At 60.8% G+C, this 26,737-nt stretch carries 21 protein-coding genes; 10 read left to right on the top strand and 11 right to left on the bottom strand.

What is annotated here, in order from left to right; all coding sequences use genetic code 11:
- Positions 1–199: 199 nt before the first annotated feature.
- Positions 200–1,390 (bottom strand): methionine adenosyltransferase, encoded by a 1,191-nt coding sequence (metK, locus tag PMI28_RS27085; RefSeq protein ID WP_007981638.1) that lies wholly within the window; start codon positions 1,388–1,390, stop codon positions 200–202.
- Between the two features lie 18 nt (positions 1,391–1,408).
- Positions 1,409–2,404 carry an ArsR/SmtB family transcription factor gene (locus PMI28_RS27090; RefSeq protein ID WP_007981636.1) on the bottom strand — a complete coding sequence of 332 codons (996 nt, stop codon included), beginning with the start codon at positions 2,402–2,404 and terminating at the stop codon, positions 1,409–1,411.
- A gap of 273 nt (positions 2,405–2,677) precedes the next feature.
- Between PMI28_RS27090 and tkt the strand changes: the two genes are divergently transcribed.
- The 6 genes from tkt to fba all read left to right on the top strand — a co-directional run bounded on the left by tkt (position 2,678) and on the right by fba (position 9,078).
- Entirely contained in the window at positions 2,678–4,675 is a 1,998-nt protein-coding gene (gene tkt, locus PMI28_RS27095) for a transketolase (RefSeq protein WP_007981634.1), read from the top strand.
- A 180-nt stretch (positions 4,676–4,855) separates the two neighbouring features.
- Positions 4,856–5,914 (top strand): erythrose-4-phosphate dehydrogenase, encoded by a 1,059-nt coding sequence (gene epd, locus PMI28_RS27100; protein WP_007981631.1) that lies wholly within the window; start codon positions 4,856–4,858, stop codon positions 5,912–5,914.
- Between the two features lie 26 nt (positions 5,915–5,940).
- The gene (locus PMI28_RS27105) at positions 5,941–7,104 is read left to right on the top strand and encodes a phosphoglycerate kinase (RefSeq protein WP_007981629.1); all 1,164 of its coding nucleotides are present in this window, start codon (positions 5,941–5,943) and stop codon (positions 7,102–7,104) included.
- Positions 7,105–7,139: 35 nt separating this feature from the next.
- Entirely contained in the window at positions 7,140–7,361 is a 222-nt protein-coding gene (locus tag PMI28_RS27110) for a hypothetical protein (RefSeq protein WP_007975465.1), read from the top strand.
- Positions 7,362–7,417: 56 nt separating this feature from the next.
- Positions 7,418–7,750: an MliC family protein gene (locus PMI28_RS27115; RefSeq protein WP_007981626.1), complete on the top strand. Its 333-nt coding sequence runs from the start codon at positions 7,418–7,420 to the stop codon at positions 7,748–7,750.
- 263 nt (positions 7,751–8,013) lie between these two features.
- The gene (gene fba, locus PMI28_RS27120) at positions 8,014–9,078 is read left to right on the top strand and encodes a class II fructose-bisphosphate aldolase (RefSeq protein ID WP_007981624.1); all 1,065 of its coding nucleotides are present in this window, start codon (positions 8,014–8,016) and stop codon (positions 9,076–9,078) included.
- Between the two features lie 193 nt (positions 9,079–9,271).
- Here fba and PMI28_RS27125 read toward each other — a convergent pair whose 3' ends face one another.
- The gene (locus PMI28_RS27125) at positions 9,272–9,940 is read right to left on the bottom strand and encodes a polysaccharide lyase family 7 protein (protein ID WP_007981623.1); all 669 of its coding nucleotides are present in this window, start codon (positions 9,938–9,940) and stop codon (positions 9,272–9,274) included.
- A gap of 322 nt (positions 9,941–10,262) precedes the next feature.
- On the opposite strand from PMI28_RS27125, the gene PMI28_RS27130 reads away from it, so the two are divergent.
- Genes PMI28_RS27130 through PMI28_RS27140 form a run of 3 tightly spaced genes read left to right on the top strand, consistent with a single transcriptional unit; the run spans position 10,263 to position 13,254 of the window.
- On the top strand, positions 10,263–12,386 hold the full coding sequence (locus PMI28_RS27130) for a putative bifunctional diguanylate cyclase/phosphodiesterase (RefSeq protein WP_007981621.1): 2,124 nt from the start codon (positions 10,263–10,265) through the stop codon (positions 12,384–12,386).
- A gap of 45 nt (positions 12,387–12,431) precedes the next feature.
- Positions 12,432–12,920, top strand: a complete 489-nt coding sequence (locus tag PMI28_RS27135) for a YgjP-like metallopeptidase domain-containing protein (protein ID WP_007981619.1) — start codon at positions 12,432–12,434, stop codon at positions 12,918–12,920.
- A gap of 37 nt (positions 12,921–12,957) precedes the next feature.
- On the top strand, positions 12,958–13,254 hold the full coding sequence (locus PMI28_RS27140) for a winged helix-turn-helix domain-containing protein (RefSeq protein WP_007981616.1): 297 nt from the start codon (positions 12,958–12,960) through the stop codon (positions 13,252–13,254).
- A gap of 97 nt (positions 13,255–13,351) precedes the next feature.
- Here PMI28_RS27140 and PMI28_RS27145 read toward each other — a convergent pair whose 3' ends face one another.
- Positions 13,352–13,804 carry a GNAT family N-acetyltransferase gene (locus PMI28_RS27145; RefSeq protein WP_007981614.1) on the bottom strand — a complete coding sequence of 151 codons (453 nt, stop codon included), beginning with the start codon at positions 13,802–13,804 and terminating at the stop codon, positions 13,352–13,354.
- 257 nt (positions 13,805–14,061) lie between these two features.
- On the opposite strand from PMI28_RS27145, the gene PMI28_RS27150 reads away from it, so the two are divergent.
- On the top strand, positions 14,062–14,799 hold the full coding sequence (locus PMI28_RS27150; protein WP_007981612.1) for a substrate-binding periplasmic protein: 738 nt from the start codon (positions 14,062–14,064) through the stop codon (positions 14,797–14,799).
- A 139-nt stretch (positions 14,800–14,938) separates the two neighbouring features.
- Here PMI28_RS27150 and yccS read toward each other — a convergent pair whose 3' ends face one another.
- The 7 genes from yccS to betA form a co-directional block, all read right to left on the bottom strand.
- Positions 14,939–17,122, bottom strand: a complete 2,184-nt coding sequence (yccS, locus tag PMI28_RS27155; RefSeq protein ID WP_007981609.1) for a YccS family putative transporter — start codon at positions 17,120–17,122, stop codon at positions 14,939–14,941.
- 276 nt (positions 17,123–17,398) lie between these two features.
- Positions 17,399–18,577, bottom strand: coding sequence for an NAD(P)/FAD-dependent oxidoreductase (locus PMI28_RS27160; RefSeq protein WP_007981607.1), 1,179 nt, complete (start codon positions 18,575–18,577; stop codon positions 17,399–17,401).
- Between the two features lie 151 nt (positions 18,578–18,728).
- Positions 18,729–20,066, bottom strand: coding sequence for an ATP-dependent RNA helicase DbpA (gene dbpA / locus PMI28_RS27165; RefSeq protein WP_230853210.1), 1,338 nt, complete (start codon positions 20,064–20,066; stop codon positions 18,729–18,731).
- A 230-nt stretch (positions 20,067–20,296) separates the two neighbouring features.
- Entirely contained in the window at positions 20,297–21,724 is a 1,428-nt protein-coding gene (gene mdtD, locus PMI28_RS27170) for a multidrug transporter subunit MdtD (protein ID WP_007981602.1), read from the bottom strand.
- A gap of 187 nt (positions 21,725–21,911) precedes the next feature.
- Positions 21,912–23,249, bottom strand: a complete 1,338-nt coding sequence (locus tag PMI28_RS27175) for a TldD/PmbA family protein (RefSeq protein ID WP_007981601.1) — start codon at positions 23,247–23,249, stop codon at positions 21,912–21,914.
- Positions 23,249–24,691 carry a TldD/PmbA family protein gene (locus PMI28_RS27180; RefSeq protein ID WP_007981599.1) on the bottom strand — a complete coding sequence of 481 codons (1,443 nt, stop codon included), beginning with the start codon at positions 24,689–24,691 and terminating at the stop codon, positions 23,249–23,251. The genes PMI28_RS27175 and PMI28_RS27180 overlap by 1 nt, the downstream gene beginning before the upstream one ends.
- Positions 24,692–24,967: 276 nt before the next feature.
- The gene (gene betA / locus PMI28_RS27185; RefSeq protein WP_007981597.1) at positions 24,968–26,668 is read right to left on the bottom strand and encodes a choline dehydrogenase; all 1,701 of its coding nucleotides are present in this window, start codon (positions 26,666–26,668) and stop codon (positions 24,968–24,970) included.
- Positions 26,669–26,737 lie beyond the last annotated feature (69 nt).

The following is a 26,737-nucleotide window of genomic DNA, read 5'->3' as shown; positions in this document are numbered from 1 at the left end:
GCAGCGAGGGGGTGTTTTGCCGGGTATTTCCGGTGGCTGTGCTGGCCTCTTCGCGAGCAAGCCCGCTCCCACATTTGGAACGCATTTCCCTGTGGGAGCGGGCTTGCTCGCGAAGGCCGCGATGCGGTGTAAAGTGAATCCCAATAAAAAGCCCCGCAAGGCGCGAACCGTGCGGGGCTTCGGGTGTTGCGGGGAAGTCTTACAGGCCGGCAGCAGCGCGCAGAGCGTCGGCGCGGTCGGTTTTTTCCCAGGTGAAGGTGGTGAAGGTGTCTTCGCCAACAGTCTTGGTTGCCGGGGTGCGACCGAAGTGGCCGTACGCCGCGGTTTCGCGGTACATCGGGTGCAGCAGGTCGAGCATGGTGGTGATCGCGTATGGACGCAGGTCGAACACTTCGCGGACCAGTTTGACGATCTTGTCATCGCTGATCTTGCCGGTGCCGAAGGTGTTCAGCGAGATCGAAGTCGGTTGGGCAACGCCGATGGCGTAGGAAACCTGGATCTCGCAGCGATCGGCCAGGCCGGCGGCAACGATGTTCTTGGCTACGTAACGACCGGCGTAGGCGGCCGAACGGTCAACCTTCGATGGATCTTTGCCGGAGAACGCGCCACCGCCGTGACGGGCCATGCCGCCGTAGCTGTCGACGATGATCTTGCGGCCGGTCAGGCCACAGTCGCCCACCGGGCCACCAATGATGAATTGGCCGGTCGGGTTGATGTGGAACTGGGTGTCCTTGCTCAGCAGTTCGGCAGGCAGCACGTGCTTGACGATCAGCTCCATCACGCCTTCGCGCAGGTCGTTGTACGACACTTCCGGGTTGTGCTGAGTCGACAGAACAACGGCGTCGATACCGACAACCTTGCCGTTTTCGTAGCGGCAAGTGACCTGCGACTTGGCATCCGGGCGCAGCCAAGGCAGCAGACCGGATTTACGGGCTTCGGCCTGACGCTGCACCAGTTGGTGCGAGAAGGTGATCGGTGCTGGCATCAGCACGTCGGTTTCGTTGCTGGCGTAGCCGAACATCAGGCCCTGGTCGCCGGCGCCCTGATCTTCAGGCTTGGCACGGTCGACACCCTGGTTGATGTCAGGGGACTGCTTGCCGATGATGTTCATCACGCCGCAGGTCGCACCGTCGAAGCCGACGTTGGAGCTGGTGTAGCCGATGTCGGTGATCACGTCACGAACGATCTGCTCCAGGTCAACCCAGGCCGAGGTGGTGACTTCGCCGGCGATGATTGCCACGCCCGTTTTCACCAGAGTCTCGCACGCCACACGGGCGAACTTGTCTTCAGCAATGATGGCGTCCAGCACCGCATCAGAAATCTGGTCGGCGATTTTGTCCGGATGCCCTTCAGACACGGACTCGGAGGTGAAAAGGGAGTATTCGCTCATCTCGATGTTTTCCTGAAATTACCGATGGTGAGTGTCGCCAGCCGGTCGCTGAAAATGGCGGACCTGGATCTGGAAACCATTGCGTAAGCCTACATAGAGGCTTTCCCCGGGAGCGAGTCCCGCAGCGGTGGCCCAACGGGCCAAATCGTCCTGGTCAAACCCCAGCCAGAGATCACCGCAGGCCTCCTTGGCCCAACTCTGGTTGTGGCTACATAACTCTGTCACTAACAGGCTACCGCCTGGTTGCAGCAAGCGGGCCATGTGCTTGAGCGCATCGGCCGGCGCGGCAAAATGGTGCAGCACCATGTTCAGTACCACGCAATCGGCCTTGAGGCTGACGCCATTCAATGCATCGGCCAGTTGCAGGCTAACGTTAGTCAGCTTGTCGCGTTCGCAGACCTGGCGCGCCAGTTCGAGCATCGCGGTGCTGTTGTCCAGCGCCGTGACTTGTGAGAAGCGGCGCGCCAGTTCCGGCAGGAATGCGCCATCCCCGGGGCCGACTTCAATGGCTGTGGCGTCTTTGTCGAAGCTCAGCTTGTCGAGCAGGGCCACCACGCTTTCGCGATATTGCGGCAGGCCGGCAATCAAGTCTTGCTGGGCGCGAAACTTCTCCGCAACCCGTGAGAAAAAGTCCTGGCTAGCCGCCGCACGTTGCCCATGGACCTGGGCGATGCGCGCCTGTACATCGGCCGGCAGCTTCAGGTTGTCCACTTCTTCGAGCAGCGCTGCGTGCAGTTTGCCGCCCAGCAACTCGGTGTGGGGCAGGGCGCGACGGTAGAAAATCGCGTTGCCTTCGCGGCGCGTTGCCACCAGGCCGGCCTGGGCCAGAACCTTGAGGTGGTGGCTCATGCCCGACTGGCCGATGCCGAAGATCTGCGCCAGTTCCAGCACACCGAACGAATCGTTGGCCAATGCGCGCAAAACATTCAACCGCAGGGGATCGCCGCCAGCCTTGCACAAGGCCGCCAGCTCATCGCAATCGTCATGTTGAATGGAGGGCACGCGTAAGTTCATAGGGCCGGCAGTCTAGTCACGGGTCGAAGGCATCGCAAGAGCAATATCAAAAAGTTTTGATATTGCTCGATGGATGGCACTTCTTAACGTTAGCTTCAGTCAACAAACGAACAGCGGAAAGGTTTCATCAGTAGAAACCGTCGTTATCCATTGGAAAAACGCCTCCAGATGACTATCTGTCATTGCCCCGAGGCGGCCCGGTGAGGGAAAATGCTCGCCTTTTTTCCGTTTCGTTTTATTCACTCTCGATTCAATATCCGCAGGAGATCAGCGATGCCTAGCCGTCGTGAGCGTGCCAACGCCATTCGTGCCCTCAGCATGGATGCCGTGCAAAAAGCCAACAGCGGCCATCCCGGTGCCCCTATGGGTATGGCGGATATCGCCGAAGTACTTTGGCGCGACTACCTGAAGCACAACCCGAGCAATCCATCGTTCGCCGACCGTGACCGCTTCGTGCTGTCCAACGGCCACGGTTCGATGTTGATCTACTCGCTGCTGCACCTGACCGGCTACGACCTGTCGATCGACGACCTGAAACAATTCCGCCAACTGCACAGCCGTACCCCGGGTCACCCGGAGCTCGGCTACACCCCTGGCGTTGAAACCACCACCGGCCCACTGGGTCAGGGCCTGGCCAACGCTGTCGGTTTTGCCCTGGCGGAAAAAGTCATGGCGGCGCAGTTCAACCGTCCTGGCCACAACATCGTCGATCACCACACCTACGTGTTCCTGGGTGATGGCTGCATGATGGAAGGCATTTCCCACGAAGTCGCTTCCCTGGCCGGCACCCTGGGCCTGGGCAAGCTGATTGCCTTCTATGATGACAACGGCATCTCCATCGACGGCGAAGTCGAAGGCTGGTTCACCGACGACACGCCGAAGCGTTTCGAGTCCTACAACTGGCAAGTGATCCGCAATGTCGACGGTCACGACCCGGAAGAAATCAAGACGGCGATCGACACGGCGCGCAAAAGCGCACAGCCAACCCTGATCTGCTGCAAGACCACCATCGGCTTCGGTTCGCCGAACAAGCAAGGCAAGGAAGACTGCCACGGCGCCCCACTGGGTGACGCGGAAATCGCCCTGACCCGTGCGGCGCTGAAATGGAACCACGGCCCGTTCGAAATCCCGGCCGACATCTACGCCGAGTGGGACGCCAAGGAAGCAGGTAAAGCTGTGGAAGCCGAGTGGGACCAGCGTTTCGCTGCCTACTCCGCTGCGTTCCCGACTGAAGCCAACGAACTGATTCGTCGCCTGAGCGGTGACCTGCCAGCTGACTTCAGCGAAAAAGCCTCGGCCTACATCGCTGAAGTGGCCGCCAAGGGCGAAACCATCGCCAGCCGTAAAGCCAGCCAGAATGCCCTGAACGCATTTGGCCCGCTGCTGCCTGAATTCCTCGGCGGTTCGGCTGACCTGGCCGGTTCCAACCTGACCCTGTGGAAAGGTTGCAAAGGCGTCACCGCCGAAGACGCCAGCGGCAACTACATGTACTACGGCGTGCGCGAGTTCGGCATGACCGCGATCATGAACGGTGTTGCCCTGCACGGCGGCCTGGTGCCTTACGGCGCGACCTTCCTGATGTTCATGGAATACGCACGCAACGCAGTGCGTATGTCGGCCCTGATGAAGCAGCGCGTGATCCACGTCTACACCCACGACTCCATCGGTCTGGGCGAAGACGGCCCGACTCACCAGCCAATCGAGCAACTGGCCAGCCTGCGCTGCACGCCGAACCTCGATACCTGGCGTCCAGCCGACGCCGTTGAATCGGCGGTGTGCTGGAAGTACGCGCTGGAGCGCAAGGACGGTCCTTCGGCCCTGATCTTCTCGCGTCAGAACCTGCAGCACCAAACCCGCAATGCGATTCAGATCGAAGAGATCGCGCGTGGCGGTTACGTGTTGAAGGACTGCGCGGGCGAGCCTGAGCTGATCCTGATCGCCACCGGTTCGGAAGTGGGCCTGGCCGTTCAGGCCTACGACAAACTGACCGAGCAGGGCCGCAAGGTGCGTGTGGTTTCCATGCCGTGCACCAGCGTGTTCGATGCCCAGGACGCCGGCTACAAGCAATCGGTCCTGCCGTTGCAGGTCAGCGCCCGTATCGCCATCGAAGCTTCCCACGCCGACTACTGGTACAAGTACGTGGGCCTGGAAGGTCGCGTGATCGGCATGACCACCTACGGCGAGTCGGCGCCTGCGTCGGCCTTGTTCGAAGAGTTCGGCTTCACCCTGGAAAACATCCTGGGTCAGGCGGAAGAGCTGCTGGAAGACTGATCCAGAAAAGATGTCGTCTGGACTGACGTCTTCGCGAGCAAGCCCGCTCCCACAGGGGATTTGTTGTGTGGCACAGACAGTGTTCACAACTCTGACCCAATGTGGGAGCGGGCTTGCTCGCGAAAGCGATAGCCCAGACGCCATCGCACTGACTGATTCACCACGGTAATCGAGAACCCCATGCCTCAACCGCGTCCCTACAAAGTTGCACTCAACGGCTACGGCCGGATTGGTCGTTGCGTCTTGCGTGCGTTGTTCGAGCGAGGCGACAAGGCCGGGTTCGAGATTGTCGCGATCAACGATCTGGCCGACATGGCCAGTATCGAATACCTGACACGCTTCGACTCCACCCACGGACGTTTTCCCGGCGAAGTGAAGGTCGACGGCGATTGTCTGCATATCAATGGCGACTGCGTGAAGGTCCTGCGCAGTGCCACCCCCGAAGGCATCGATTGGGCGTCCCTGGGCGTCGATCTGGTGCTGGAGTGCTCAGGCGCTTACCACACTCGCGAGGACGGCCAGCGTTTCCTCGACGCCGGCGCCCCGCGCGTGCTGTTTTCCCAGCCGATGGCCAGCGAGACGGACGTCGACGCGACCATCGTCTACGGCGTGAACCAGGATTGCCTGACCGGCGACGAACTGCTGGTGTCCAACGCGTCCTGCACCACCAACTGCGGCGTGCCGCTGTTGCGCCTGTTGAATCAGGCCATTGGCCTGGATTACGTATCGATCACCACCATTCACTCGGCGATGAACGATCAGCCGGTCATCGATGCCTATCACCATGAAGACCTGCGCCGCACCCGTTCGGCGTTCCAGTCGGTGATTCCGGTGTCCACCGGTCTGGCGCGTGGTATCGAACGTCTGTTGCCGGAACTTGCCGGCCGAATTCAGGCCAAAGCCGTGCGGGTGCCGACGGTCAACGTGTCCTGCCTCGATATCACGATGCAGACCGCCACCGCGACCGACGCCACCGAGGTCAACCGGATCCTGCGCGAAGCCGCCACCAGCGGCCCGCTCAAAGGCCTGCTGGCTTACACCGAGTTACCCCACGCAAGCTGTGATTTCAACCATGACCCACATTCGGCGATCGTCGATGCCAGTCAGACCCGAGTTTCCGGCCCACGGCTGGTGAACATCCTGGCCTGGTTCGACAACGAATGGGGTTTTGCCAACCGAATGCTGGATGTTGCGGAACACTATCTGCAAACAGCGGCTTCAAAAAAACCTGCTCTCTAAAACAGAAACTCCAGGAAATGCGACCCATGACCGTGTTGAAGATGTCCGACCTCGATCTGCAAGGTAAGCGCGTACTGATTCGCGAAGACCTCAACGTCCCAGTCAAGGACGGTGTTGTCACCAGCGATGCGCGTATCCTGGCCTCGCTGCCGACCATCAAGCTGGCCCTGGAAAAAGGCGCGGCCGTGATGGTCTGCTCGCACCTTGGCCGTCCGACCGAAGGTGAATTCTCGGCCGAGAACAGCCTCAAGCCAGTTGCCGACTACTTGAGCCGTGCCCTGGGCCGTGAAGTGCCGCTGGTGGCTGACTACCTGGGCGGCGTCGACGTCAAGGCCGGCGACATCGTGCTGTTCGAAAACGTGCGCTTCAATAAAGGCGAGAAAAAGAACGCCGACGAACTGGCCCGGCAATATGCCGCCCTGTGCGACGTGTTCGTGATGGACGCCTTCGGCACCGCTCACCGTGCCGAGGGTTCGACCCACGGCGTGGCCAAGTTCGCCAAAGTCGCTGCTGCCGGCCCGCTGCTGGCGGCTGAGCTGGATGCGCTGGGCAAGGCCCTGGGCGCTCCAGCCCAGCCAATGGCTGCCATCGTTGCCGGTTCCAAGGTGTCGACCAAGCTCGACGTACTGAACAGCCTGAGCCAGATCTGCGATCAGTTGATCGTCGGCGGCGGCATCGCCAACACCTTCCTGGCCGCTGCCGGTCACCCGGTCGGCAAGTCGCTGTACGAGCCGGACCTGCTCGACACCGCTCGCGCCATCGCCGCCAAAGTCAGCGTGCCACTGCCAGTGGACGTGGTGGTTGCCAAGGAATTCGCTGAAAGCGCCGCTGCGACCGTCAAGCTGATCGCTGACGTCGCTGCCGACGACATGATCCTGGACATCGGCCCGCAGACCGCGGCGAATTTCGCCGAGTTGCTGAAGTCGTCCAGGACCATCCTGTGGAACGGTCCGGTCGGTGTGTTCGAGTTCGACCAGTTCGGCAATGGCACCAAAGTGCTGGCCCAGGCCATCGCTGACAGCGCGGCGTTCTCCATTGCCGGCGGTGGCGACACCCTGGCTGCCATCGACAAATATGGCGTGGCCGAGCAGATCTCCTACATTTCTACCGGTGGCGGCGCGTTCCTCGAATTCGTCGAGGGCAAGGTTCTGCCCGCCGTTGAAGTCCTGGAAAGCCGGGCCAAGGCCTGAGGGTCGCCCGTTTGACCAGGCAAGGGAGTGTTGACATGGTCAAGACGTTAGCGCTGTTGATCGTCGCCGGTTCGCTGGTGGCTTGCGGGAGTAATCCGAAGGCCACTGCGGAGCCGGCGCCGTCCGAGTCGGACAAAGGCTGCTACCAGGCTGACTGGCAGGCCGAAACCAACCCGGTGCTCAACAAGCGTTCCGGGCCGGAAGGCCTGGACAAATACGAGACCCGGACGCCCGCCAAGGAACATGGCTGCCCTTGACGGGTCAGACTCATTACTCAGGGCTGGCAGCGTGCGCCGCCAGTCGAGGGACACGGATGAAAGGTTTTATCGCCGTCACGGCGCTGGCGCTGTTGGCCGGTTGTGCTCAGTTGAACCTGTTCCAGTCGTCGGCACCTGCAGATAACTGGACCACCTGGACCTGCGACAGTCAGGCCAAAGTACTGTGGCGCTACACCGACGACAGCCGCAAGGAAGTCGACGTGCGCCTGGGCGGTGCCGATCAGGTCTACCGCTTGAAGCAGGAACCGGGTGCATCGGGTTCGCTGTACAGCAATGACATGCTGGCGTTTCACATAAAAGGTGAGGAAGGCCTGGTTTACTGGGTCGCCACCAATGATTTGATCGGCCGCGGCTGCAAGGCCGAGTAACACGATTGATTTGACGTACAGAGATCCAAGTGTGGGAGCGGGCTTGCTCGCGAAAGCGGTGGATCAGCTTGCATAGATGTTGAATGTTGAGCCGCATTCGCGAGCAAGCCCGCTCCCACAAGGGGTCTGTGCAGTTGTTGAGATATTGGCATCACCCGAATTCGCAGCCCGGGCCAACCCCCGATCTGCAATAACTTGAATAGCCGCCGCCGCTACGGCAGGCTGGCACGATTAACGACCCTCAACCGGGAGAGATATACACAATGGCACTTATCAGCATGCGCCAGATGCTGGACCACGCAGCCGAGTTCGGCTACGGCGTTCCAGCCTTCAACGTCAACAACCTTGAGCAGATGCGCGCCATCATGGAAGCCGCTGACAAGACCGACTCCCCGGTGATCGTCCAGGCTTCGGCCGGTGCTCGCAAATACGCCGGCGCACCGTTCCTGCGTCATCTGATCCTGGCGGCCATCGAAGAATTCCCGCACATCCCGGTGTGCATGCACCAGGACCACGGCACCAGCCCTGACGTCTGCCAGCGCTCCATCCAGCTGGGCTTCAGCTCGGTGATGATGGACGGTTCCCTGGGTGAAGACGGCAAGACCCCGACCGATTACGACTACAACGTCCGTGTGACCCAACAGACCGTGGCCATGGCTCACGCCTGCGGCGTTTCGGTAGAAGGCGAGCTGGGCTGCCTGGGTTCGCTGGAAACCGGCATGGCCGGTGAAGAAGACGGTATCGGCGCCGAAGGCGTTCTGGACCACAGCCAGATGCTGACCGACCCGGAAGAAGCCGCTGACTTCGTAAAACGCACTCAGGTGGATGCCCTGGCCATCGCCATCGGCACCAGCCACGGCGCCTACAAGTTCACCAAGCCGCCTACCGGCGACGTGCTGGCCATCGACCGCATCAAGGAAATCCACAAGCGCATTCCGAACACTCACCTGGTGATGCACGGTTCGTCTTCGGTTCCGCAAGAGTGGCTGGCGATCATCAACCAGTACGGCGGCGACATCAAGGAAACCTACGGCGTACCGGTTGAAGAAATCGTCGAAGGCATCAAGCACGGCGTGCGCAAGGTCAACATCGACACCGACCTGCGCCTGGCATCCACTGGCGCAATGCGTCGCCTGATGGCCACCAACCCGAGCGAGTTCGACCCACGTAAATTCTTCGGCGCTACCGTCACCGCCATGCGCGACGTATGCATCGCTCGCTACGAAGCCTTCGGTACTGCCGGCAACGCTTCGAAGATCAAGGCGATCTCGCTGGAAGGCATGTATCAGCGTTACCTGAAAGGTGAGTTGAACGCCAAGGTCAACTAAGACCGGGCGTTAAGCTTCATCAATAAAAAACCCGCCGAAAGGCGGGTTTTTTTGTGGGCGATGATCCATGTCGACGCGGTCAGTGTGGGAGCGGGCTTGCTCGCGAAAGCGGTGTGTCATTCAACATTAATGTCGCCTGACATTACGCCTTCGCGAGCAAGCCCGCTCCCACAGGGTCAACGGTGCCTCGACATCATTGATTGTGATCAATATCCAGCTTGCTGAACGTCACTTTCCCGCCTTCAGTGGTGTACCCGGTGTTGTCCTGCACATACACCCCGGCCTTGAAGTACAGCGGTTTGTCACGCCAGGTTGTGCTGATTTGCGTATCCCATTGGTAACCCGCCGCGCTGATGCCCAAGGCGCCACCGGGGCTGAGGTGAATGAGATAGTTGAACTCCTGGTCGAGCTTCACCCCGGTCGCCACGACGATCACCCGGCCCACATCGTCATCGGGATGCATCCGGACCTTGGCGACGATATTGCCGGTGGCTGTACTGGTTTTGTATTGGTATTCGACTTTCACCAGAGGTTTCTGGCTTTGATAGGCATGGATCTGGCCGATGACGACTTTCCCGGAGCTCGGCACCTGGTTCACTGCCAATGTGGCATGCAACAAATTATCGGCATCCGGGTAATACCAGTTGTGCAATGTGCCGTTGCTGTAGGTTTCACGTAATTCGGTGCGCGGATAAATCGCGTTTTCGGTGCGGGAGCCCGTAACGGGTGTCCAGAAAAACAAGGTGCCGGTGTCGGAATGGAAGTATTGATCCTTGAAGCCATTCACCAGTTTGGAAGTTTCGACGGTGTACGGCGGGCTGCCGACGGGGACGCTGAGGTTCCAGGTTGCGAGATCGATCATGTCGGTTCTTCCATTCGATTCATGCTGCACGGGCGTGCCAGAAGCTCTAGGTCGCGCCTTTGGGGCGGCCTTTATAAGCGTAGCGGGATATTTTGTTAACGTTTGTCTGACAGGTGGTTGACGTCAACAACCTGTCGAAATGCCAGCTTTCCCGGTTTCATTGGCCTGAACCATCGACCGTTAGTCGGCAAAAAGACACTATGATTAAATGATGGCTCACTGACACCTTCTGCTTTTGCAGAACCGGGTCTAGAGTGGATGCACAGTATTTGTCCGGTTTTCACGAGAAACCGGTCTGACGCCCCGCAATAAGAGAAGCAGCATGGAATGCGCGCAACCCACGCCAGTAGAAGGCGGCTCAACCCTTTTAGTCGTCGACGATTACCCTGAAAACCTGATCAGCATGCGCGCGTTGTTGCAGCGCCAGGACTGGCGGGTCATTACTGCCGCCTCGGGTTTCGAGGCCCTCGGCTTGTTGCTTGAACACGATATCGACCTGGTGTTGCTGGACGTGCAGATGCCGGGCATGGACGGTTATGAAGTGGCGCGCCTGATGCGCGGTAGCCAGCGAACCCGTCTCACACCGATCATTTTCCTGACCGCCAACGAACAGTCCCTGGACGCCGTGATCAAGGGCTATGCCAGTGGTGCGGTGGATTACCTGTTCAAGCCGTTCGACCCGCAGGTCTTCACGCCCAAGGTCCAGGCGTTGCTCGAACACCAGCGTAACCGCCGGGCCTTGCAGCGCCTGAGTCATGATCTGGAAGCGGCTCGTGCCTTTAATGCGTCGGTGCTGGACAACGCTGCCGAAGGCATTCTGGTATTGGGTGAGGACGGTCTGATCCGGTTTGCCAATCCGGCGATGTCGCGGTTGCTCAATGCCACGGTGCAGGAACTGCAAGGCAAGGAGTTTTTGGACTACCTGCAAAAACCGCATATCCCGATCTGGGCCGATTCCGAGTTGCTGGCCGGATACAAACGCGGCGAAACCCTGCGCCTGCACGATGCTCTGCTACGCACGGCGCCCGGCCAGCAGGTGCCGGTGGCTTTGTCCTGCGCGCCATTGCCTGCCGAGCAACATGCGATGGTCGTGACCGTGCTGGACATGTCGGTGGTGCGCCATCTGCATCAGCAACTGGAGTTTCAGGCAGTCACCGATCCGCTGACCGGACTGCTCAACCGCCGGGGTTTCTACCAGACCGTAGAGAACCTGCTGTTGCGCGGTGAGCGTTCCGACAGTTCCTGGGTCTTGATGTATCTGGACCTCGACGGCTTCAAGCGAGTCAATGATTCGCTCGGGCATGATGCCGGCGATCGGGTGCTGCGCTGGGTCTCCGAGCAGTTGAAGGCCTGTTTACGGCCCTTCGATATTCTGGCGCGGATGGGCGGTGACGAATTCACTGCGCTGCTGGATCTGGAGCTCCCCGAGCAGGCGGCGAAGATTGCCGAGAAGCTCATCGAGCGGGTGTCGATCTGTCAGCAGATCGACGGCCTCGATATCGCTCTGGGTGCCAGCATCGGCATCGCCACGTTCCCTGATTGCGGCGCCAATCTCGACGGGATGCTGCGGGCGGCCGACATCGCCATGTACGAAGCCAAGCGTGCTGGCCGTCAGCAATATCGCTTCTACGATCACGAAATGAATGGCCGGGCGCGCTCGCGGCTGATGCTCGAAGAAAGTGTGCGTACCGCCATCGAGAATCGCGATTTCAATCTGGTGTATCAGCCTCAGGTGGCGATTGCGGACGGGCGGATTCGTGGCTTCGAGGCCTTGTTGCGCTGGCAGCATCCGAGCGTTGGCGATGTACCCCCGGGGTTGTTTTTGCCATTGCTGGAGGAGGCGCGGCTGATCAGTCGTCTGGGCAGCTGGATCTACCATCGCAGCGCCGGGCAACGCAAAGCCTGGGAGTCCCTGTTTACCGAAGACCTGGTGCTGGGCGTCAGTTTGAGCAGTACGCAGTTCGGCATGCCCAACCTGGTCACCGAGTTGCGCCAGGTGCTGGAGCGCCATGGCTTGCAGCCGCGTCATCTTGAGGTCGAGGTCACGGAAGAGGCCTTGATGCACAACCCCGAAGAAACCCGAAAGCAATTGCGCCTGCTGCACAATCTGGGCGTACGAGTGGCACTGGATGACTTCGGGGCCGGACCGTGTTCCCTGTCGCACTTGCGTGACCTGAAGCTGGACACCCTCAAGATCGACCGCCATCTGATCGCCCGGTTGCCGGAGTCAGTAAGGGATGCGGCGCTGGTGCGCAGCGTGATCGACCTGTGCAAGCAGTTCGGGATGCTGGTGATTGCCGAAGGGGTGGAAACTGTCGCGCAGTATGAATGGCTGCAAGCCAACGGCTGTGAATATGTGCAAGGTTTTCTGGTGGCCCGGCCGATGATGGCCGAAGATGCCGGGAGCTTTGTCCAGCCGTTTGACTGGAGCGCGCTGCCCCGCTGAATTCGCTACACTGGCGACCTTTTAGTGACGTGTATTGCCGCCCCGATGACCGTGTTGAAATATCTCCAGGCCTATCCCGCTACCTTGCAGGACCAGGTGCGCCAGCTGATCGCCGACGGTCGGCTGGGCGACTACCTGAGCCAGCGTTACCCGGAAAAACACGGGGTGCAGAGCGACAAGGCGCTATACACCTATGCCCTGGACCTCAAGCAGGAATACCTGCGTAATGCTCCGGCCATCGACAAGGTGCTGTTCGACAATCGGCTGGACCTGACTCACCGCGCACTCGGCCTGCACACCACGATTTCCCGGGTGCAGGGTGGCAAGCTCAAGGCCAAGAAGGAAATCCGCATCGCTTCGCTGTTCAAGGAAGCACCTTGCGAGTTCCTGAAAATGATCGTGGTGCATGAGCTGGCGCACTTCAAGGAATCGGACCACAACAAGGCCTTCTACAAACTGTGCGAGCACATGCTGCCGGGGTATCACCAGGTGGAATTTGATGTGCGGGTGTACCTGACGTGGCGGGATCTGTAGGAGCTGCCGCAGGCTGCGATCTTTTAAGGAGCATTGGATGGACGTGAGCAAGACCAAGAGCAGCTTCTATCGCCGGTTGTACGTGGCGTACCTGATCGACAGCGGGCTGGCCAGCAGCGTCCCGGCGCTCACCGAAGTGACCGGCATGCCCCGGCGCACGGCGCAGGACACCATCGCGGCGTTGGCGGATCTGGATATCGTCTGTGAATTCGAGCAGGAAGAGGGCGCGCGCAACCACGCGGGGCGCTATCGGATTCGCGAGTGGGGGGCGATTGATCGGGTGTGGATCGAGCGTAATCTGCGGCAGATCAAGGCGGTGCTGGAGTATCCCTGAAAACTTTCAGTGGTTTGACTGACGCCTTCGCGAGCAAGCCCACTCCCACAGGGGACCGCATTCCAGTGTGGGAGCGGGCTTGCTCGCGAAGAGGCGCTTACGGACGGCGCATTCCGATATGCGGAATGCCATCCTCGACAAACTCCTCACCCGTCACGACAAACCCGTACCGCCCGTAATACCCCTGCAAATGTGTCTGGGCTGAGAGGTAGATCGGCGTTTCCGGCCAGCGTTCTTCAATCTGCTTCAACGCCTGGTCCATCAACTCATGTCCAAGCCCGGCGCCTCGTGCGTGTGGAGCAATGATCACCCGACCGATCACTACGTCCCCGCCTTGCAGTTCCGGGTCGAGCAGCCGCAGATAGGCCATCAGTTGATTACCGTCCCAGGCCATCAAGTGACAGGTGTCACCTTCCAGGTCCTGGCCATCCACGTCTTGATAAGCGCATTGCTGCTCGACGACGAACACTTCTGCGCGCAGCTGCAAAATGGCGTACAACTGCTCCTTGCCCAGGTCGCTGTGGTGTTTGCAGATCCAATCGACTGTCATGTTTTGATTCCCTGAAAACGTCGTTCCGATACTAAGCGCACTCACGCCAGAAGTCTTTATGGCGGAAGAATCTGTGACATAGGCCAAAATGCCATCATTCATTTCGCGCGCAGATGCCTTCTTTGTGTAATCTGGATCGAAGCGCTGTGCTGTTGCTTCGATGAGCAGATGTTTAGTATCCGGGTCATGCCGGTACGGGGCCTTGGAGTTTTGGCTGAAAACACGTCGGGCAACCTGCCCGCTAAGGATTCTCTAGCATGCCGCGATTGCATCGAGCTTTTGCTTTGATTGGATTGCTGTTGCTGGTTCAGGGAGCGGCGGCAGAAAAACTGCGGTTGGTCGCGGATGCCTGGCCCCCCTTTACCGAAGCCACGCTCGTCAACGGTGGCTTGGCCACGGATATTGTCAGTACCGCGCTTGCCAGGGCCGGTTATGCCAGTGAGTTCGAGCAGGTGCCCTGGGCTCGGGCCTTGATGGGATTGGGCGAGGGCCGATACGACGTGCTGGTCAACGCCTGGTACACCGAGGAACGGACCAGGCTTGGGCAGTTTTCCGGTGAGTACCTGCTCAATCGCGTGCGTTTCCTCAAGCGCAAAGACGTGCCCATCGAGTTCAATAACCTGCAGCAATTGCACACTTATCCAATTGCCATCGTACGTGGCTACGCTTATTCGCCCGCGTTCGACAACGACGACTCGTTGCAGAAAATCCCCGTGCACAGTTTTGCCATGGCGGTGCGCATGCTCGCGGCCGATCGGGTCAAACTCACTCTGGAAGACGAATACGTTGCCCGCTACTACCTGGCCCGCGAGTCACCCAAGGTACGTAATGCCGTGGAGTTCCTGCCCAAGCCATTAAGCGAGAACAGCCTGCACATTCTGGTCAGCCTGAAGAATCCGCAGCATGAGCAGATCGTCGCCGGTTTCGACCGCGAGATCGCGGCGATGAAGGCGGACGGCAGTTATGACAAGTTGATGAAGCAGCATGGGATGTGAGTAGGCTGATCCAGAATCCATGTTGTTTTTGCCGGCCTCTTCGCGGGCAAGCCCGCTCCCACAGGGGTTCCGTGAGCGACGTAAATCCAGTGTGGGAGCGGGCTTGCCCGCGAAGAGGCCCGCTCAGACAACACAGATCTCAATCCTTACTCGTATCCTTGATGAGATGCGCCGCCAGGGTCCGCAACGGCCCGAGCTGCCGACAAATCAGCGCCAGTTGCGTCTGCACCAGCCGCTGGCCTTCATCGATTTCATCGGGCATCTGTTCCAGTGCATTGGCCAGTGCTTCTTCTTCATCGCTCTGAATCTCAATCGAAGACTTGCTCGCCAGCCCTTGGGCGATTTCATCGATGCTGGCGGCCAGTTTTACCCCGGCCCCTTCGATCAAGTGCCCGCGAACGTCTGTCGGTAGCCGGGTTTCCCGGTGCGCACCCAAACCCGACAGGTAACTGAGCAGCGTGTGCGACAGCACCAGGAAGCGAAAGCCCACATCCGCTTCCTTACGAAAGTGTCCCGGCTCCATCAGCATGTTGGCCAGTGTGGTCGACAGCGCCGCGTCGGCGTTGTGCGCGTTGCGGCGGGCCAGTCGGTAGGCCAGGTCGTCGCTTTTGCCCGCGGCGTATTGCTGCATGATCTGGCGCAGGTAAATGCTGTTGCAGGTCAGGGTATTGGCCAGCACTTTGTTCAGGCGCCGCCCCTGCCAGTCCGGCAGGAACAGGAACACCGCGAGCCCGGCGATCAGGCTACCGAGCAAGGTATCGAACAGCCGTGGCAGGAACAGCCCGTAACCGTCACCCACCTGGTTGAAGCAGAACAACACCATCAAGGTGATTGCCGCGGTCGCCAGGGTGTAGCGGGTGGTGCGGTTGGTAAAGAACACCACTCCGGCGGCGATGGCGAAACACGACTGGATCAGCGGGTTCGGGAACAGGTCGAACAGCGCCCAGGCCAGGGTCAGGCCGATGGCGGTGCCAATGATTCGCTGACCGAGTTTGCGTCGGGTGGCACCGTAGTTCGGCTGGCAGACAAACAGTGTGGTGAGGATGATCCAGTAACCTTGGGACGGGTGGATCAAATGCACCATGGCGTAGCCGATACTCAACGCCAGGGGCAATCGCAGGGCATGGCGGAACAGCAGCGAGGTCGGCGTCAACTGCGTGCGCAAGCGCAGCCACACGTCCTTGAGATTGTGCGGCGAACGGTCAAGCAAGCTGCTGTCGGTAGCGTCGGCCAGGGCGTCAGGGTTGCTGGCGTCGCTGAGCAAGCGGTCGAGGGTGCCAAGGTTGGCTGCCAGTGCCCGCAAGGAACGCAGCAAACCGCGCCAGGCCGGGTTGCTCTGGATGCGCAGGTGTTCGAGGGAGGCGTCCAGATCACTCAGGGCCTCGGCGAAACCGGCGTCATAGGTGAACGGCTGGCGCATCTGGATCGATTCGGCCAGGGCCCGGCAGGCTTTGCCTTGCTGGCGCAGCAGGCGTTGGCAGCGGAACAGCACGTCGCTGTGGAAGAAGGCGTCAGCCAGGGCGTTGTAAGGGTAGTGCGATGAGCTGGCGCGTTCGTGGATGTCCTGGGCGAGGAAGTACAGCTTGAGGTAGCGGCTGACTTTCGACCCCGGCCGACCGTTGCCGACCCGGTGCAGAATGATTTCCTTGGCGGCGTTCAGTGCCGCCACCACCCGGCCATTCTGCTGGGCCAGTTCCAGGCGCCGCGCCTCCACGTCCATTTGCCGGATCGGCTCGAACAGCGAGGACTTCAGCTTCAGGTAAAAGCCCAACTCGCGGAACAACCGCGCCAGGCTCTGCTGCACCGGCTGATTGGAAAACAGCGCCTGCCACAACACCGAGAGCAGGCCGTACCAGGCGGCACCGGCCACCAGCAGCACCGGCTCGTGCCAGACATCGATGACCGCACCGCCACGTTGGTCCACGCCGATCATGGTGTAGACCGACAGAATCAGCGTCGCCGAGGCAATCGCGCCATAGCGCTCGCCGAGGGCGCCGAGCATGGTCAGGCAGAACGCGGCCAGGGCGAAGGCGATGATAAACAGCGAGGGGTAGGGGAAGAGCAATTCAACGGACAGGGCGGCAACCGCGAAACACACCAGCGTCACGGCCAGCGCGTTGAGACGGCCCTGCCAGCTGTCGTCGGTCTCGGCCAGGGCGCTGGCGATAATCCCCAGGAACAACGGGATCAACAGGCCCATTTCGTCCTGATACCAACACAGCGCCATGGTGCCGGTCAGGGCAATGAATACCCGCACGCTGTAGCTGAATTTATCCAGCGCCCAGAGGCGACGCAGAGACTGGCGGAATGAAGTCGATGACATGAAATGCGAAGGCCTTCCGAGGCAATGACGCTAAATTGAGCCACTAATGACGCCGACGCAATGGCGTCGATCACATCAGACAGCAAAATTTGTTCCTTTGAGCAGATCTGGAGGACGAGTTGATCTCTGTGGCGAGGGAGCTTGCTCCCGCTCGGCGGCGCAGCCGTCGCAAGGTCAGTGAACTCGGTATATCTGGAGAATGTTTGGGCCTGCTCCGCAGGCCAACGGGAGCAAGCTCCCTCGCCACAAAAGCTCCCCCACAGATACTTCGTTCGGTCAGACGTACTGCGCAGCCGCGTAACCGGAGGCCCACGCCCACTGGAAGTTGAAGCCGCCCAGATGCCCGGTCACGTCGAGCACTTCGCCGATGAAGTACAGGCCCGGGCTTTTCAGCGATTCCATGGTCTTGGACGACACTTCATTGGTGTTGACGCCGCCCAGGGTCACCTCGGCGGTGCGATAGCCTTCGGTGCCCGCCGGCACGACTTTCCAGCTCGCCAGTTTTTCCGCGATATCGGCCAGTTCCGCGTGGGTGTACTGCTTCATCGGTTTGGAGACGAACCAGTTGTCCGCCAGCAGGTTGGCCATCTTCTTGGTGAAAATTTCCCCGAGCAGGGTTTTCAACTCGCTGTTGGGACGTTCGGCCTGTTGCTGTTGCAGCCAGTCCGGCACGTCGTGATCGGGCAGCAGGTTGATCTCGACGGTATCGCCGGACTCCCAGAACGACGAGATCTGCAAAATCGCCGGGCCGCTGAGGCCGCGGTGGGTGAACAGAATGTTCTCGCGAAAGCTCTGGTCGTTGCAGATGACCAGGCAATCCACCGACGTACCGGACAACTCGGTGCACAAGGCCTTGAGCTGATCGGTGATGGTGAACGGCACCAGACCGGCGCGGGTCGGCAGCAGCTCGTGACCGAATTGCCTGGCCACCTGGTAACCGAAACCGGTGGCGCCCAGGGTCGGGATCGACAAGCCGCCGGTGGCAATCACCAGGGATTCGCAGGTCAATTGGCCGAGTGTCGTGTCCAGCAAATAGCCCTTTTCAAGCTTCTCGATCGCCTGGATCGAGGTGTCCAGGTGCAGGCTGACGCCGACCTGATCGCACTCGTTCAACAGCATTTCGAGGATGTCGCTGGATTTGTTATCGCAGAACAACTGGCCGAGTTTTTTCTCGTGGTACGGCACGCCGTGCTTGGCCACCATGCCGATGAAATCCCACTGGGTGTAACGGGCCAGAGCGGATTTGCAGAAATGCGCGTTCTGCGAGAGGAAATTGCCCGGTTCGGTGTACATGTTGGTGAAATTGCAGCGGCCACCGCCCGACATCAGGATTTTTTTGCCAGCCTTGTTGGCATGGTCAAGCAGCAACACCTTGCGTCCGCGCCCGGCGGCGGTCAGTGCACACATCAACCCTGCGGCGCCAGCGCCAATGATCACGACTTCGGTAGAGCGCAAAACGGTGTCCTCTCAGTGTTCACCACAAAACAAACCTGTAGGAGCGAGCCTGCTCGCGATGGACGTCAACGATAACGCGGGGTGTCTGATACCCAGCGGTGTTCTGTCGTCCATCGCGAGCAGGCTCGCTCCTACAGGGGGCGATGCGTTTTTACAGGATACGCACGCGCAACGAACGGCCCTTGATCTTGCCGTCGTTCAAACGCTGCAAGGCCTGCTTGGCGACGCCGCGTTCCACGGCTACATAGGCCTGGAAGTCGAAAATCGCGATCTTGCCGACCTGGGCACCGGGAATGCCGGCGTCACCGGTCAGTGCGCCAAGAATGTCGCCCGGGCGAACCTTGTCTTTACGGCCGGCAGCGATGCACAGGGTGCTCATCTGCGGCAGCAGCGGGCCACCGCCCTTGGAGGTGAGGTTGTCCACCTGGTCCCAGGTCAGCGGTGTTTTCTGCAATTGTTCGATGGCTTGTGCACGCTGTGCTTCGGACGGCGCCACCAGGCTGATTGCCAGGCCTTTCTCACCGGCGCGACCGGTACGGCCGACGCGGTGGATGTGGATTTCCGAATCACGGGCCAGCTCGACGTTGATTACCATGTCCAGGGAATCGATATCGAGGCCGCGGGCGGCAACGTCGGTGGCGACCAGTACCGAAGTACTGCGGTTGGCGAACATCGCCAGCACCTGGTCACGGTCACGCTGTTCCAGATCGCCGTGCAGGCCGACGGCGGAGATGCCTTTGGCGGTCAGGTGGTCGACGGTTTCCTGAACCTGTTGCTTGGTGAAGCAGAAGGCCACGCAGGATGCCGGACGGAAGTGGCCAAGCACCTTGGTCACCGCACTCATGCGGTCATCCGGGGAAATCTCGTAAAAGCGCTGCTCGATCTGTGTGTCGTCGTGGAACGCCTCGGCCTTCACTTGTTGCGGATTGCGCATGAATTTTGATGCAAGTTGCTTGATGCCCACCGGGTAAGTGGCGGAGAACAGCAACGTCTGGCGACGCTCCGGGGCCTGCATGATGATTTCTTCGATGGAGTCGTAGAAACCCATGTCGAGCATGCGGTCGGCTTCGTCGAGGATCAGGGTGTTGAGGCCATGGAGCACCAGTGAACCCTTGCGCAGGTGCTGCTGAATCCGGCCCGGGGTGCCGACGATGATGTGCGCGCCGTGTTCCAGCGAGGCGATCTGCGGGCCGAGGGACACGCCGCCGCACAGGGTCAGGACCTTGATGTTGTCTTCGGCACGGGCCAGACGGCGGATTTCCTTGGCGACCTGGTCAGCCAGCTCGCGGGTCGGGCACAGGATCAGTGCCTGGCAACCGAAGTAGCGTGGATTGATCGGGTTCAGCAGGCCGATGCCGAAGGCAGCGGTCTTGCCGCTGCCGGTCTTGGCCTGGGCGATCAGGTCCATCCCCTTGAGGATCACCGGCAAGCTTTGCGCCTGGATCGGCGTCATCTGGGCATAACCGAGGGAGTCGAGGTTAGCCAGCATGGCGGCGGACAGCGGCAAAGTATTAAATTCGGTGGCGATGGTGGTCACGGGACTGGCCTGCAAAACAAAATGTCGCGCAGTGTACCAGTCCCGTGCTCTTCACCTGCAAATTCTGGACGAATAGTCGTAGCAGCTGCCGAGGCACGAGGCTGCGTTGCGTGTCCGCAGGACCGCCCTCCGGGGCCGCTACGCAGCCCGACGCAGCCTCGTGCCTCGGCAGCTGCTACAAGTCAGTGCTCTATGTCGTGCTCGCGGCTGACCATCCGTCGGCCATCCTTTGGTGAAAGTTGCGAGAAAATCGTCGCGGCCAGCATCGCCATGATTCCGACGGTAACGAATGTCAGTTGGAACGCGCCTAGCACCGTGTCCACGCCATCGTTTCCAATCTCCGCGGTGAAACCCCCGAGCAGCGCACCGGCACAGGCCACCCCGAGGCTCAGGGACAGTTGCGCAACCACCGACAGCAGGCTGTTGCCGCTGCTGGCGCTGGCGTCGTCGAGGTCGATCAGGGTCACGGTATTCATCGCGGTGAACTGCAAGGAGTTGATCGCGCCAAGGATCGCCAGCAGGCACAGCAGCAGCCAGTACGGCGTCTGCTCGCTGACCAGACCCATGCTCGCCAGCATGATCCCCAGCGCCAGGGTGTTGCCGGTCAGCACGATGCGATAACCCAAGCGCTCGATCAGCGGCCGCGCCACCCACTTGGCGATCATCGCCGCCGCCGCCAGCGGCAGCATGCTCATCCCGGCCTGGGACGGCGAATAGCCCAGCGCCACTTGCAGCAGCAACGGCACCAGAAAGGGCAGGGCGCCGCTGCCGAGACGGGCGAACAGGTTGCCGAGAATGCCGACGGCAAAGGTCCTGGTCTTGAACAGCGACGGTGCGAACAACGGGTTTTCGACATGCCCGGCGCGCAGCCAGTACGCTGCCAGGCAAGCCATGCCGCCAAACAGCAGCAACATCACCCGCAGGTGCGGCAGGTGCAATTCGCCTAGGCCTTCCATGGCGATGGTGATCAGAATCATCGCCGCGCCGAACAGCATAAAACCCAAACCGTCGAAACGGGTGCGCTCGGAACCGCGCAGGTCCGGGATGAACTTCCACACGGCGTAGCAACCGACCAGACCCACCGGCAGGTTGATCAGGAAGATCCAGTGCCAGGTCAGGTATTGCACCATCCAGCCGCCCATGGTCGGGCCGATCAAGGGGCCGAGCAGCCCGGGAATGGTGATGAAACCCATGATTCGCACCAGCTCCGAGCGTGGGTAGGCGCGCAACACCACTAGCCGTCCGACCGGCAGCATCAACGCGCCGCCCAGGCCTTGAATCACCCTGGCGCCGATCAACTGGGTCAGGGTGGTCGACAAGGCGCAGAGCAGCGAGCCGAGGCTGAACAGCAAAATCGCACTGAAGAAGATTTTCCTGGTGCCGAAGCGGTCGGCGATCCAGCCAGAAGCGGGAATCAGCAAGGCGACCGTGAGCATGTAGGCGATGATCACGCCCTGCATACGCAATGGGTCTTCGGCCAGGTCGAGGGCCATGGCCGGCAGGGCGGTGTTGAGAATCGTCCCGTCGAGGGACTGCATGAAGAAGGCAATGGCGACGACCCACGGCACCCAGCGGGCGGTGACAGGGTCGAGAGGCGGGCGGTTGGGCATGGGACCTCTTATTGGTTGAGATGAAACAGTCCGCAAAACGATAAGCCCTGTAGCAGCTGGCGAAGCCTGCGTTCGGCTGCGAAGCAGTCGTAAATCCTGCCAATGTTTTTCTCCGGCTGGAGCCCGGTGGCCGGATTTGCGAGGACTGCGTCCTCGAACGCAGGCTTCGCCAGCTGCTACAAGGTGTTTACAGCGTCAGGGTCAATCGGCTGACCAGCGCCCCCGGCAACAACGCCGAAGCCGTCGCCCGCTGGCTGTAGGTGCTCGCCGACAACAACAACTCCCGCTCCTCGGTCAGCGCTTCCAGTTGCGAACCGAGCAGGCTGAAGGCGCTGTCATCAAAACGCATGGTGCTGACCGGTGCCTGAATCTCGCCGTTCTCGACCCAGAACGTGGCAAACCGGGTCATGCCGGTCAGGCGTGCGGCCGGTTGATCCGAGAAGTTCAGGTACCACAGGTTGCTGATGTACAACCCCGTGCCCAGTTGCTTGAGAATGTCGGCGTCAGGCAATCCCCCGGCTTTCATGTTCAGTGCGCTCGGTGATTCGCCACCGCTGGCACCATTGGCGGTCAAACCGTATTCCGCGGCGCTGCGCGAGCTGACCAGTTGCGCCCCGGCCTTGCCGTCGACGATCAACCCCAGGTCGCTGCGCGGATACCCCTCATCGGAAAACGCCGGGCTCAGCGAGCCGCTGACTTTTTCATCCAGCGAGACCAGCGGACTGAAAGCGCTGTCACCTGCGTAGAGTTTTTGCAGCGGGCTGCTTTTGCTGGCAATCGACTGTGCCGAGAAACCACCCCAGCACAACATGCCCATGATTTCCTCCAGTGCGGCTGGTGCCAGGTAGGCGCGGTATTGACCGGGGGCCAGCGTCCGCAATGGCCGACACAGAAACTCCAGCTGCTCGCGGGCTTGCTGGAAGCGTCTGGCAAAGCCTTCGCTGCTCCAGTCGTGCCCGGCGTAGCTGGCTTTCACCGCTTGGCCGTTCTCGTGAAACAGGCTGAAATCGAAGTTGAAACTGTTGGCCTGATGCCAGCCGAAAGCGCCCGAAGAACTGGCGAAGCCACGACTGATAGGCCCGGCAGCATAAAAACCGACCAGATCCAGGCCTTCGGCAGCCTGGGCGATTTCAGCGACCACTTGCTCGGTATCCGGCAGCGGGTGCGTCTGCACATTGTTGCTCTGCCAGCCATTGTGGTTGAGCAGCAAATAAGGATCCTGAGGCAGCAGCGGCAAGGTTTCCCGCAGCTGTTGCAGGCCTTCGGTCAAACGTTGCAGATCAACCTGGGGATCGCCGGCCAGGGTGATGTTCAGGTCGGCATGCCGGCCTTCGTTGATCAGTTTCAGGCCGATACTCGCCTGCTGCACCTGACCGGCCTGACGCACCTTGGCGTGGTTGAAACGCACGAAGGCCGACGACTCGGCGGCGTAGCTGAGGGTGAACTGCTCGGGCTCGTGAAGCGCTGCACGCAGGCTGTTGACCAACGCCTTGAACGACTCGGCCTGGTTTTTTGAAGGATTCATCAGGCGTCTCCTCCGAATACATCAACGTTGCTGAACACGCAGGCCGGCGACGCGTGGCCGACGCGGATCACCTGGTTCGGTTCGCCCTTGCCGCAGTTCGGTGTGCCGAGAACCTTGAAGGTACTGGCATCGCCGACAGCGCTGAGGCTTTTCCAGAACTGCGCGGAGATGCCCCTGTAATTGGGATTCTTCACCACGCCCTTGAGTTCGCCGTTTTCGATCAGTTGGCCCCACTCGCAGCCGAACTGGAATTTGTTGCGTGCGTCGTCGATCGACCATGAACGGTTGGTCGACATCAGCACGCCGTGTTCGATACCGCCGATCAGTTGTTCAATGGACCGGTCGCCCGGTTCGATGTTGAGGTTGGCCATGCGGTCGATGGGTGGGCGGTTCCAGCCGCAGGCGCGGCTATTGGCGACACCATCCATGCCGGCCCGGAATTGCGACAACGCACCGCCCAGCGGGCGCAGCAACAGGCCTTCACGGATCAGGAACTGTTTGCTGGCGGGTGTGCCGTCGTCGTCATGGCCGTAACTGGCGAGTTCTTCGGGGATGTCCGGGTCGAAGGTCACGTTGAGCAGGCTGGAGCCATATTGCAGGCTACCGAAATCACTGGCTTTGACGAAACTGGTGCCGGCGTAGTTGCGCTCGTCACCGAGGATGCGGTCCAGCTCCAGCGGGTGGCCGATGGACTCGTGGATTTGCAGCATCATCTGGTCGGGCATCAGCAGCAGGTCACGATTGCCTTGCGGGGTGTTCGGTGCCAGCAGCAATTGCAGAGCCTGATCGGCCACCTGGGCGCCGGCACCGATCAGGCCGCAGCGGCTGATGACGTCCGCCGCGCCTTGCTGGCCGAAGTTCTCGCGGCCGAGGCTGCGGGTCTGGCTGTCGTTGCCGTCGTAGGCCGTGACGTCCAGGCCGGGGTACACAAAACGTTGGGCCTGGCGCAGTTCGGCACCGGCGCTGTTGAGGTAGATCTGCTCGACGTGGGTGATGCCAAGGCTGACCTGCCAGTTCACCAGGCGCTCGTCCCTGGGCACGGCGGCCGACTCGGCGCCGAGCAGTTGGTAGCAGTCGCTCAGGGACGGGAAGGCCCGGTCGAGGTTGGGTGAAAAGTAATCGGCGCGGTCGCTGGAAACAGCCTGTTTACGCAGGTCCAGCAAGGCGTGCGGCTTGAGTCGACGGGCCTGGCGTTCGGCACGTTCGAGGGCGGTTTGCAGGCCTTGTTGCGACAAGTCGTTGGTCGCCGCATAGGCCTCGACGCCATTGACCCGCACGGTCAGCATCGCCCCTTCGTCACGGCTCAGGCTTGGCGGTTCGGCGACGTTCTTGCGCACCGACAGGTACTGTCCGGATTCGCGCACGTAACGCAGGGAAAAGAATTCGGCCCCCGTGCGCAAGGCAGCGAAGCGCTGCTTGAGCTGGGGATGGAAATCGAACATTCGTGAACCTCCTTGGAGTGGAGTAGCGGCGAAGCGGTACAGCGAGGGGAGGGGTGAAACGATTGCGTGGCGCTAGATTAGGCTTGCGAGGGGGGGAGGATCAAGTTTGGATCGGACTTGCGAGTGATTGCCGGGGGAGAGGTGTTGTCTGACCGGGCCCCTTCGCGAGCAAGCCCGCTCCCACACTGGATCTTCAGTGAACACAGATTTTGTGAACACCCAGATCAAATGTGGGAGCGGGCTTGCTCGCGAATGGCCGTGACGCGGTGTAACGCCTTACGCCGTCTGGCTCACTTCCCGCACCGGCTTGCCCTTCACCGGCGCCTCACCCGCCACATAGTAGGTGGCTGTGCTGCGCGGCAATGGCTTGCGACCACGGATCTTGTCGGCGATTTTCTCGGCCATCATGATCGTTGGTGCGTTCAGGTTGCCGGTGGTGATGATCGGCATGATCGAGGCATCGACGACACGCAGGCCTTGCATGCCATGCACGCGACCTTCGCCATCGACCACGGCCATGTCGTCGGTGCCCATCTTGCACGAGCAGGACGGGTGGAAAGCGGTTTCGGCATGTTCGCGGATGAACTTGTCCAGTTGCTCGTCGGTTTGCACCTCGATGCCCGGGCTGATCTCGCGACCGCGGAAGGCGTCCAGTGCAGGCTGTTGCATGATTTCACGGGTCAGGCGGATGCCGTCGCGGAATTCCTGCCAGTCCTGCTCGGTGGCCATGTAGTTGAACAGGATGCTCGGGTGCTGGCGCGGGTCCTTGGACTTGGCCTGGATGCGACCACGGCTTGGCGAACGCATGGAGCCCATGTGCGCCTGGAAGCCATGCTCTTTCACACCGTTGCTGCCGTTGTAGTTAATCGCTACCGGCAGGAAGTGGTACTGGATGTTCGGCCATTCGAATTCCGGGCGGGTACGGATGAAACCGCCGGCTTCGAACTGGTTGCTGGCGCCGATGCCGGTGCCGTTGAACAGCCACTCGGCACCGATGGCTGGCTGGTTGTGCAGGAGCAGCGACGGGTACAGCGAGACTGGCTGGGTGCAAGCGTATTGCAGGTACAGCTCAAGGTGATCCTGCAGGTTTTCACCAACGCCCGGCAGATCGTGGACCACCGGAATGTCGAGCTTGTTCAGCAGCTCGGCCGGGCCGACGCCGGAGCGTTGCAGGATCTGCGGCGAAGCGATGGCGCCGGAGCACAGCAGCACTTCCTTGCGCGCTTTGACTTCAACACGTTCTTCGGCAGCGCCGACCAGGTAACGCACGCCGACCGCACGCTTGCCTTCGAACAGGATCTTGTCGGTCAGGGCGTGGGTGACGATGGTCAGGGTCGAACGCTTCTTGGCCACGTCCAGGTAACCGCGGGCGGTGGAAGCACGACGACCTTTCGGCGTCACGGTGCGGTCCATCGGGCCGAAGCCTTCCTGCTGGTAGCCGTTGAGGTCTTCGGTGCGCGGGTAACCGGCCTGCACGCCGGCTTCAACCATGGCGTGGAACAACGGGTTATTGCCGGCTTTCGGCGTGGTCACGCTGACCGGGCCTTCGCCACCGTGGTAGTCGTTCGGGCCGATGTCGCGGGTTTCGGCCTTGCGGAAATACGGCAGGCAGTCGAGGTAGGTCCAGTCTTCCAGGCCTGGCAGTTTTGCCCAGCCGTCGTAGTCCATGGCGTTACCGCGGATGTAGCACATGCCGTTGATCAGCGAAGAACCGCCCAGGCCCTTGCCGCGACCGCATTCCATGCGGCGACCGTCCATGTGTGGCTCTGGATCGGTTTCGTAGGCCCAGTTGTAGCGACGGCCTTGCAGCGGGAACGCCAGGGCGGCCGGCATCTGAGTGCGGAAGTCGAGGCGGTAGTCCGGGCCGCCCGCTTCCAGCAGCAGGACGGTGACGCCTTCGTCTTCGGTCAGGCGGGTTGCCAGGGTGTTACCGGCCGAGCCGGCACCGATGATGATGTAGTCGAATTCTTGGGACATTGAATGCACCCTCTTTGAAGTTGGTCAGGTCAGGCCGTGGCGAGTGCTGCGCACTCGATTCGCGAGCAA

It is taken from the genome of Pseudomonas sp. GM48 (assembly GCF_000282335.1).
Taxonomy (GTDB): Bacteria; Pseudomonadota; Gammaproteobacteria; order Pseudomonadales; family Pseudomonadaceae; genus Aquipseudomonas.
This window is presented reverse-complemented; position numbering and strand designations above follow the sequence as displayed.

Coding starts and splice junctions, on each gene's coding strand:
- PMI28_RS27175 (WP_007981601.1), bottom strand. CDS start 23,249: ATGAATCCTTCAAAAAACCAGGCCGAGTCGTTCAAGGCGTTGGTCAAC.
- mdtD (WP_007981602.1), bottom strand. CDS start 21,724: ATGCCCAACCGCCCGCCTCTCGACCCTGTCACCGCCCGCTGGGTGCCG.
- PMI28_RS27130 (WP_007981621.1), top strand. CDS start 10,263: ATGGAATGCGCGCAACCCACGCCAGTAGAAGGCGGCTCAACCCTTTTA.
- PMI28_RS27090 (WP_007981636.1), bottom strand. CDS start 2,404: ATGAACTTACGCGTGCCCTCCATTCAACATGACGATTGCGATGAGCTG.
- PMI28_RS27110 (WP_007975465.1), top strand. CDS start 7,140: ATGGTCAAGACGTTAGCGCTGTTGATCGTCGCCGGTTCGCTGGTGGCT.
- PMI28_RS27180 (WP_007981599.1), bottom strand. CDS start 24,691: ATGTTCGATTTCCATCCCCAGCTCAAGCAGCGCTTCGCTGCCTTGCGC.
- PMI28_RS27115 (WP_007981626.1), top strand. CDS start 7,418: ATGAAAGGTTTTATCGCCGTCACGGCGCTGGCGCTGTTGGCCGGTTGT.
- PMI28_RS27145 (WP_007981614.1), bottom strand. CDS start 13,804: ATGACAGTCGATTGGATCTGCAAACACCACAGCGACCTGGGCAAGGAG.
- PMI28_RS27135 (WP_007981619.1), top strand. CDS start 12,432: ATGACCGTGTTGAAATATCTCCAGGCCTATCCCGCTACCTTGCAGGAC.
- PMI28_RS27150 (WP_007981612.1), top strand. CDS start 14,062: ATGCCGCGATTGCATCGAGCTTTTGCTTTGATTGGATTGCTGTTGCTG.
- epd (WP_007981631.1), top strand. CDS start 4,856: ATGCCTCAACCGCGTCCCTACAAAGTTGCACTCAACGGCTACGGCCGG.
- PMI28_RS27105 (WP_007981629.1), top strand. CDS start 5,941: ATGACCGTGTTGAAGATGTCCGACCTCGATCTGCAAGGTAAGCGCGTA.
- yccS (WP_007981609.1), bottom strand. CDS start 17,122: ATGTCATCGACTTCATTCCGCCAGTCTCTGCGTCGCCTCTGGGCGCTG.
- metK (WP_007981638.1), bottom strand. CDS start 1,390: ATGAGCGAATACTCCCTTTTCACCTCCGAGTCCGTGTCTGAAGGGCAT.
- tkt (WP_007981634.1), top strand. CDS start 2,678: ATGCCTAGCCGTCGTGAGCGTGCCAACGCCATTCGTGCCCTCAGCATG.
- fba (WP_007981624.1), top strand. CDS start 8,014: ATGGCACTTATCAGCATGCGCCAGATGCTGGACCACGCAGCCGAGTTC.
- dbpA (WP_230853210.1), bottom strand. CDS start 20,066: ATGCTGGCTAACCTCGACTCCCTCGGTTATGCCCAGATGACGCCGATC.
- PMI28_RS27140 (WP_007981616.1), top strand. CDS start 12,958: ATGGACGTGAGCAAGACCAAGAGCAGCTTCTATCGCCGGTTGTACGTG.
- betA (WP_007981597.1), bottom strand. CDS start 26,668: ATGTCCCAAGAATTCGACTACATCATCATCGGTGCCGGCTCGGCCGGT.
- PMI28_RS27125 (WP_007981623.1), bottom strand. CDS start 9,940: ATGATCGATCTCGCAACCTGGAACCTCAGCGTCCCCGTCGGCAGCCCG.